The organism is Halorubrum shenae, from assembly GCF_051194165.1.
Lineage (GTDB): Archaea > Halobacteriota > Halobacteria > Halobacteriales > Haloferacaceae > Halorubrum.
In genome coordinates this window covers 500,563-508,850 of sequence record NZ_JBLZNI010000001.1, presented here as the reverse complement: position 1 = coordinate 508,850, position 8,288 = coordinate 500,563, and the positions used below count along the sequence as shown (strand labels likewise).

General features: G+C 61.0%; 6 protein-coding genes. 3 read left to right on the top strand and 3 right to left on the bottom strand.

The window, feature by feature from the left end; all coding sequences use genetic code 11:
- Positions 1–635 precede the first annotated feature (635 nt).
- Positions 636–1,196, top strand: coding sequence for a TATA-box-binding protein (locus tag ACNS88_RS02685; protein WP_015910251.1), 561 nt, complete (start codon positions 636–638; stop codon positions 1,194–1,196).
- Between the two features lie 174 nt (positions 1,197–1,370).
- Here ACNS88_RS02685 and ACNS88_RS02680 read toward each other — a convergent pair whose 3' ends face one another.
- The 3 genes from ACNS88_RS02680 to ACNS88_RS02670 form a co-directional block, all read right to left on the bottom strand.
- On the bottom strand, positions 1,371–2,573 hold the full coding sequence (locus ACNS88_RS02680; RefSeq protein ID WP_435093633.1) for a Cdc6/Cdc18 family protein: 1,203 nt from the start codon (positions 2,571–2,573) through the stop codon (positions 1,371–1,373).
- 1,024 nt (positions 2,574–3,597) lie between these two features.
- Complete coding sequence (locus ACNS88_RS02675; protein WP_435093631.1) at positions 3,598–5,850, bottom strand: NADP-dependent malic enzyme; 2,253 nt, start codon at positions 5,848–5,850, stop codon at positions 3,598–3,600.
- An 84-nt stretch (positions 5,851–5,934) separates the two neighbouring features.
- Positions 5,935–7,053, bottom strand: a complete 1,119-nt coding sequence (locus ACNS88_RS02670) for a DUF7544 domain-containing protein (RefSeq protein ID WP_435093629.1) — start codon at positions 7,051–7,053, stop codon at positions 5,935–5,937.
- A gap of 125 nt (positions 7,054–7,178) precedes the next feature.
- On the opposite strand from ACNS88_RS02670, the gene ACNS88_RS02665 reads away from it, so the two are divergent.
- Positions 7,179–7,985 (top strand): DUF7117 family protein, encoded by an 807-nt coding sequence (locus tag ACNS88_RS02665; RefSeq protein WP_435093627.1) that lies wholly within the window; start codon positions 7,179–7,181, stop codon positions 7,983–7,985.
- Positions 7,986–8,055: 70 nt separating this feature from the next.
- Positions 8,056–8,283 (top strand): DUF7385 family protein, encoded by a 228-nt coding sequence (locus ACNS88_RS02660; protein WP_435093625.1) that lies wholly within the window; start codon positions 8,056–8,058, stop codon positions 8,281–8,283.
- The last annotated feature ends 5 nt before the right edge of the window (positions 8,284–8,288 follow it).

Below are 8,288 nucleotides of genomic sequence, written 5' to 3'. Positions count from 1 at the left end.
GACCTGGATGACACCGAACTACCACGGCTCACATCAGATTTCCTCTTACGCCGGAGCGCAGGGGGCGAAATCCTCATTCGGGTGAGTCGGATGAACCGACTCTGCGAAACCGGGACGAATTGAACGTCCCGAGTCCGCGGTGCGTTCTTCGCGTTTCAACCGAACGGGCTTATACACTTAAGCACGTCGGAACGCTTCGGCCGGCCGCGTCGCGGCCGGTCGTTGTCTCCCACGCCGGGGGACCTTCGCATCTGAAACGAACGCCGGGTTATACTTAACCCCGTCGAACCATCGGCGCCACGTCATGCGTTTTCATTGTTAGCGGCTCCCATGATGAAATTCCGGCGGTCCACATCGAAGTCGCTCGGAAGCGGGACTACACAGCCGATCGGACCCCGGGATTCAACCATGAAATGTCTGTATTCTGTCATAGATGCCACGGCAGAAGTGCGCGTGTGAATTCGGCGTAACTCAAAGCTGATTCGATGAGCCTGACACTAGTTCGGTAATACTCGATCGACAAACAATATTCACAGTCTTGAGAGAGCCACCTGTCCACCGCAATAATGGATAACCAAACGGTCGTTTATACCACGGGCGTTTATAAGGGAGGGGGCCACATATAAAAGCGAACGATGACGAACCCTGCAGATTCCATCGAGATCCAGAACGTAGTTGCATCGACGGGGATCGGCCAAGAGCTCGATTTGGAGGCGCTGGCTGAAGACCTTCCGGGCGCGGATTTCAACCCGGACAATTTTCCCGGACTCGTCTACCGGACCCAAGAACCGAAGGCGGCCGCGCTCATCTTCCGGTCGGGAAAGATCGTCTGCACAGGTGCGAAAAGTATCGACGATGTCCACGAGGCGCTTGGGATTATCTTCGAGAAGCTCCGTGGGCTACAGATCCCCGTCGAAGAGGATCCGGAGATCACCGTGCAGAACATCGTATCGAGTGCTGACCTCGGACATAACCTCAACCTCAACGCGCTCGCGATTGGGCTCGGGCTCGAAGATGTCGAGTATGAACCGGAGCAGTTCCCCGGTCTCGTGTACCGGATGGACGAGCCCGAGGTCGTAATCCTCCTCTTCGGGAGCGGGAAGATCGTCATCACGGGCGGGAAGCGCACCGACGACGCGGAAGAAGCGGTAGAGGAGATCGTCGAGCGGATCGAAGGGCTCGGCCTATTAGGCTAACAGAACACGATCAGTGTGGGAGCAGAGCACGGTCGGGGCGTAATCGGAGCGCGTCGGGGCATAATCGGAGCGCCATCAGATCACGGTTGAGCGAAGGGGTGCAGTCCCCGTACGGTCAAATTGGAATCCGAGTCGCATGTGCTCGGTGTGAGTCAATAGCGTTTTTCAAGCCGGTTACTGAGAGGAATCTTCTGTCAGCACTTCTTTAACGACGCTCGGATCCTCCAGCAGCTGGTGTTTCGTGTAGCTCCCCTCTGCGCTTCCACCGCTGTGTTTCGATTGTTCGATGATGTCAAGGAAAGCGTGTTCCTTGAGCAGGTCACGAACTCGTCGAAGCGAGAGGCTGTCGGAGCCCTCTTGGCGGCAGATGTTTTCGTAAATCTCGTACACTCGGCTGGTTCGGAACCCGTCTTGACGACCGCCCGAGAGCGAGAGCAGTGCGAGCGCTTGGAGGACGTACCGAGAGTGCGGCGTCGATCCGCGGATGAGTTCGCGGAACCGATCGGTCTCCGCGCGCTCGCGTGCCTGGGTAACGAACTCCTCTTTGACCGTCGGCTCGCCGTTGCTCTGTGCGATCTCGCCCGCGTATCGGAGGATATCGATCGCCTTGCGGGCATCGCCGTGCTCGCGTGCGGCGAGCGCGGCGGCACGTGGGACCGTCGACGGTTCGAGGACGTCATCGTGAAACGCGTCTGCGCGGGCCTGCATGATTTCTCGAAGTTGATTGGCGTCGTACGGCGGGAACACGAACTCTCGCTCACAAAGGCTCGATTTGACTCGCTCGTCCATGCGGTCTTTGTACTGGATCTTGTTGCTGATCCCGACGACTCCGAGCTTGCAGTCGGTGATCTTGCCGGCCTCACCCGCTCGCGACAACTGCATCAGGATGGCGTCATCGTCGAGCTTGTCGATCTCGTCGAGGATGATAAGTACGACATCGTACCGCTGATCGAGGATACGCCAGAGCCGCTTGTAGTACGTTGAGGTTGAGAGGCCTTTGTCTGGGACGTTAATTCCGGTGGCATCCGAATCGTTGACTGCGTCAGCGATGGTCTGGACTGCCTGCGTCTCGGTGGTGTCCTGCGCGCAGTCGACGTACGCGAACGTTGCGTTGACGCCTTCTTCGCCCGCCGTCGAGATGAGCCGCTTTGAGACATACTTCGCGCAGAGCGACTTCCCCGTCCCGGTTTTCCCGTAGATCAGTACGTTACTCGGACTCTGCCCGAAGATCGCGGGGTTGACAGCCGTCGCGAGGTCGGCGATCTCGTCGTCGCGGCCGACGATCCGACCCTCTCCGGGGAGATGGCTGATCTCGAGGAGCTCCTTGTTCGCGAAAATCGGGTCCTCCCTAGTGAAGAGGTCGTCCGCTGCGTCCATGGGATCGACACCGGGTTTCCGGTGAAATGCGTTCCGTTTCGGTCGTGACAGGATAGTAGTTGAGACACACACCGTGTTTCCGGTGAAATGGGGTGGATTGGGGGTGGTGGGGGGTGGGAGGGGCGGGCGGGAGAGTGGAAGGGAAATGATTAGGGAAGTGGCTGGGAGTGGATGAGGGGTGGATCGGTAGAGGGGATCAGTGAGAACAGATAAACAGCGTCTCGGATGTCGGTGGTCTAATTCACCGGAAACCCGGTGTCACCAATTCGATCTGCCCAGTCTTCAAGGCAAAAACCCATACAGACGAACAAAGAGATTGAGATAACAGATGCAAACAGTAGATCGCCGAGTCAAGGAACAGTAGATCGCCGAGTCAAGGAACAGTAGATCGCCGAGTCAAGGAACAGTAGATCGCCGAGTCAAGGGAGTTGCTTGAGTGTTAGCGAGCGAGCGAAATGAAAGACTAAGCTATACAAAGATAGACGATAGTTGAAGAAAAGTTGGGAAAGATCAGGAAGGTAAGAAAAAGAAGGAAAGTCGTACAAGACATACAAGACATACAAGACATACAAGACATACAAGACATACAAGACATACAAAACGCAGACCGGATTTCCGGTGAAACGCCAGCCTTCGGCTACACTGCGTTACAACACTTCTTTGCTTGGCGGATTATACTCAAAACGGGTTTATAATTTTTTCTAATACAGAGCGCATCTTGAGATAGCTGATTCGGTTTGAAGAACACCGATCTCCCGCCCCACGGGGCCCCTACAATCCACCCACCCCAACCAACACCGTTTCACCGGAAACACGGTGTGTGTCTCAAACGATTTTACACCTCTCACACGACGGCGCTCGGTCGGGTCGGTAACAGCCGCTAGTCAGTCAGAAGACGGTCGGTTTCAGAATACGAACCTGATCGACGAGCCGTGAGGGCCTATGGAGACCTACGATCATCCAGTGCGTACGCGAAAACGGCACGCACGTACGCGGAGGCGGTACGTACCCGAACTCCGGTACCCTACTCTTGCGCGTCGACGACGGCAACGCTGGCCAGATTGACGATATCTTTGACCTCGTCGCCTCGCTGGAGCACGTGGACCGGCTCGTCCATTCCGACCAGCATCGGTCCGATTGCCTCCGCACCACCAAGCCGCTGGAGCAGCTTGTAGCCGATATTCCCGGCTTCGAGGTTCGGGAACACGAGCACGTTTGCAGCTTCATCGAGCTCCGAGAACTCGTAGGTATCGTTGAGAATCTCGTCGACGACGGCTGTGTCAGCCTGCATCTCGCCATCGACGGGGAAATCGACACTGTCGTCGTCGTGCAGAATTTCGACCGCACTGCGGGGCTTTTGAGTCCCCTCGTTGTCGACGCTCCCGAAGTTGGAGTACGAGAGCATCGCCGCGCGGGGCTCGATGTTGAACCGGCGAGCGAGTTCAGCGGTGTGACGAGTGATCTCCGCGAGCGTCTCCGCGTCTGGGTCTTGATTTACTGTGGTGTCCGCACAGAAGATGACTCGGTTCTTGAACGTGAGCATGTACACTCCCGCGACGGTATCCGTGTCTGCCGCGGACCCCACCACCTGTAACGGCGGTCGAAGCGCCGACGGGTAGTGGTGCGTCAGTCCCGTGAGCATCGCGTCGACATCTCCCGACTTCACCATGACGCTCCCGAGGTAGTTCGTGTCTCGGCGGACGAGCTCGTTCGCCTCCCGACTCGTGATACCGTTCCGCTTGCGGAGTTGGTAGAGCTGCTCGCCGTACGCGGAGACGTCTCGGTCGCCGGGGTCGACGATCTCCGGCTGGAACGAGAGCCCGAGCCGATCGGCGGTCCTCGCGATCTCGTCGGCGTCGCCGAGGAGTACCGGTTCGGCGATCCGCTGCTCGGAAAGCTGGTAGGCGGCGCGGATCATCTTCTCGTCGGTCCCCTCCGCGAGCGCGATGCGCTTCGGGTCGCTCTTCGCTTTGTTCAACACGACTCGCATCATTTCTCGGGACTTTCCGAGACGCGCCTCAAGCTGCTCTCGGTACTGTTCGAGGTCGATCTCCGTCCGAGCGGATCCAGACTCCATCGCCGCCTTCGCGACACTCGGAGCGACCTCGAAGAGCACGCGCGGATCGAGGGGTTTCGGGATCACGTAGTCCGCCCCGAACTGAAGCGGATCGTCGCCGTACGCTTTCACGACCGCATCGGGTACGTCTTTGCGAGCCAGTTCCGCGAGCGCCTCTGCGGCCGCCCGCTTCATCTCCTCGTTGATCTCCGTCGCGCGCACGTCGAGCGCACCGCGGAACAGGAACGGGAATCCGAGCACGTTGTTCACCATGTTCGGATAGTCCGAGCGGCCCGTCGCCATGATCACCGTGTCGTCGCGGGCGTCCTTCGCGTCCTCGTAGGTGATCTCCGGATCCGGATTCGCCATCGCGAAGATGATCGGGTCCGACGCCATCGACCGGACCATCTCCTGCGAGACGATTCCGCCGACGGAGAGGCCGACGAACACGTCGGCGTCATCCATCGCGTCGGCGAGGTCCCCTCCCTCCACATCGCTCGCGAACTGGCTTTTGTACTCGTTGACGTCGCCGTTCGCAACGCGGTCCTCGGTGATGATACCGGAGGAGTCGCACATCGTGATGTTCTCTCGTTTCGCGCCGAGTTCGACGTAGAAGCGAGCAGTCGCGATCGCGGACGCGCCCGCGCCCGAGAACACGATATCGATCTCGGAGAGATCCTTCCCTGAGATCTCCGTCGCGTTCATCAGTGCCGCCCCGGAGATAATTGCGGTCCCGTGCTGGTCATCGTGGAACACGGGGACGTCCATCTCTTCCCGGAGCCGCTCTTCGATTTTGAAGCACTCCGGAGCCTTGATGTCCTCGATGTTCACGCCGCCGAAGGTCGGTTCCATCGCCTCCACCGCCTCACAGAAGGGATCGACCTCGGCAATGTCGAGTTCGATGTCGAAGACATCGATATCGGCGAAGCGTTTGAACAAGACGCCTTTCCCCTCCATGACGGGTTTCGATGCCGACGCGCCGATGTCGCCGAGTCCGAGGACCGCCGACCCGTTCGAGACGACCGCGACGAGGTTCCCCTTCGCCGTGTACTCGAACACCGACTCCGGGTCCGCAGCGATGTCTCGGCACGGCGCCGCAACCCCCGGAGAGTACGCGAGCGAGAGGTCTCGCTGCGTGTTCGTCGGCTTGGTTGTCTCGATCTCGATCTTCCCCGGCGGCTCCCGCCGGTGATACTCTCTCGCGTCGTCGTCCAGTCCCATGTCTCTCCCAATTCGGTAACGGAGTAAAAAGGTATGTGAACCCGTCGAATACTGATTCGACGTTCGACGATCCTCGAAAGCGACTCAGTCCCTGTCAGTCGACGCCGAACCGCGGTCGAACGAATTCGGATCGATATCCGGATCGAGCAGTCTCAGTTCCGGGTCGAACGCCGCGAGCGTGGCGACCTCGTAGGCGATCATGTACGACCGGGTGACGACGCTCACTGGGAGCGTGAGCACCACGAGTGCCGCTATCGCGAGCAACACGACGATCAAGACACTCACGATTCCGGCGGTCGTACTCACCAGCGCACTGAGACCACCAAAGAGAACGGCCGCGAGGAGGAGCGCGCTCCCGGCAACCGCGACGATAGTCACGCTCGCGATCGTGAGCGCGACCCCCTCGAGGAAAGCGGTTCCGAGACCGACAAAGAAGTGAACGACAATGTAGACCGCCAGCTCCGGCCACTCTCCGCTCACCGCGCGCCAACTCCTCCGCCAGCCGGCGATCACGCCGCTCTCGGTAATTACCATTGCGGGAACGACGAACTCATAGGTGAACCGCAGCGCGAGCGTCGCTCCCAAGATGACGACACTCACGAGGAGCCCCACGCCAATCGCGGGACCGATCGAAAGCGATCCGACCGTTGCTGCAAGCGAGTCGATCGGCTCCCACCCGGTCGGCGTCTCAAACGCGACGGCGACGATCACCGCCAACGCGATCGGCCCGGCGGCGACCGACCACAGGACCACAGAGGCGACGAACAGCCCGACCGCCTGCCGGAGTCGACCGAAAAACGGCCGCCACAGCCGGACCTCATTCGTTCGGAGCGCGTCGTAAAAGACCAGCCGAAGCGACAGCGAGACCACCGAGAGCCCGATCACGGCGACGACCGTGACGGCTGCGACCGCGACGATCTGCCAGTCGCTCGGCATGCCAGCGAGAATGTCTGAAACGACAGCGTCGAGCTCTGCAGCGCCGGCTTCCGTCTCCGTACCGGTCCCCAAGTCGCTAGTGAATCCCGACATCCCGCCGAGTCGGGCGTCGGGAGCGGCGGGAACCGACACGCCGGCGTTCGCCCCGCTACCCATCAGGAGGACGAGGAACGCGAGCTTCGCCCAGCGAACGAGATGAAACGGGAACAGGAACCGACGCGTGGCGTCGACGGCGTCGTCCACGGCTTCGACGGCGTGCCAACCCATGCCCACCGATTTACCGGGACCGCATATATAATGTGACGGAGGGAAACGCGGTCCTATCGGTCCGACGAGACCTTCTGCTCGCCACGACCACAGCCCTTTACGCTGAACCCGACGAAGGGGTTCGCATGAAGGTCCGCGGCGAACGGGAGTGTCAGGAGTGCGGTGCGCGCTGGTCGTACTACGAGACGGGTTCCATCGAATGTCCCGACTGCGGGAGCCTCATGAGCGTCGGCGTCGACGACAGGACCGCCCACACCGACGCACCGGTAGCCCTCAATCTCAGCGCCCACCGCGCCCAGTTCGGCGACGCGAAGGGGACGCTCCCCGAAGCGGGCGTCGACGACCTCAAGACAGACCTCCGCGAGCACGCCCGCAAGCGAGGGTTCATCCGCGGCGGCGAACTGCTCCCGCTCGACGACACCTATCTCGCCGTCCGCGAACTGCTGGAGGCGGTCGACCTGTACGATCGGCTGCGAGACCCCACTGACTCCGACCGAGAGTACCTCCTCGCCCTGCTCGCCGGCGCCGACGACGGTGATCGACCTGCGACCGGAGCGGTCCCCGACCCGCTCCGCGAGGCACGCGGGATGGCGGCGGTGCGCGGGATCGACGACTACCGGACCGACCTCCTCGCGTTCCTCGACGAGCTCGCCGAACTCGATACGGTCGAAGCGGGCGGAGAGAACGAAGCCGCGACCGTCTCCGTCTCCGGCGCCGATCCGCTCGACCGGATCGCTCCCGCGCGCGCGCTTCTTGAACGCCTCCGCGACCGCACGAAACGAGTCGAAGCGCTCGCGGGCGACGTGTCGCCGGCCGACGCCGACGCGCTCACCCACACGGCAAACGCCCTCGGCAAGTACGTCAGGACCGGCGACGAGGCCGCCCTCGACCGGGCTCGCGATCGACTCTCAGACGGTCTGGATCGGGAGTAGTCGCGCGCGCGAAATCACCCCTGATACTCGCGGAGTCACGTTCAACTGTCGGCCCGCAGATCCTCGACGCATGCCGCGTTTCGACGTGCACGACCACCGCCACGCGCTGAAACAGCTCAAGGACACGGGCGCGACCAGCCTCTGGGAGAACCGAAAGGAGCTGTCCTGTCCGGTGTGTAACGCCCCGTTCGACCGGCTGTTCACCACCGGAGAGACGGGAACCACGTTTCCGGAGAACGACGGCGCGCGCTTCTGTCTCCTCCGCGACGAGAACGCAATTCACCTGTTCCGTCACTGAGTGTC

What these genes read in the sequence shown, in the direction of transcription:
- ACNS88_RS02675 (WP_435093631.1), bottom strand. Translation starts at nt 5,850, where the DNA reads ATGGGACTGGACGACGACGCGAGAGAGTATCACCGGCGGGAGCCGCCG.
- ACNS88_RS02660 (WP_435093625.1), top strand. Translation starts at nt 8,056, where the DNA reads ATGCCGCGTTTCGACGTGCACGACCACCGCCACGCGCTGAAACAGCTC.
- ACNS88_RS02665 (WP_435093627.1), top strand. Translation starts at nt 7,179, where the DNA reads ATGAAGGTCCGCGGCGAACGGGAGTGTCAGGAGTGCGGTGCGCGCTGG.
- ACNS88_RS02680 (WP_435093633.1), bottom strand. Translation starts at nt 2,573, where the DNA reads ATGGACGCAGCGGACGACCTCTTCACTAGGGAGGACCCGATTTTCGCG.
- ACNS88_RS02685 (WP_015910251.1), top strand. Translation starts at nt 636, where the DNA reads ATGACGAACCCTGCAGATTCCATCGAGATCCAGAACGTAGTTGCATCG.
- ACNS88_RS02670 (WP_435093629.1), bottom strand. Translation starts at nt 7,053, where the DNA reads ATGGGTTGGCACGCCGTCGAAGCCGTGGACGACGCCGTCGACGCCACG.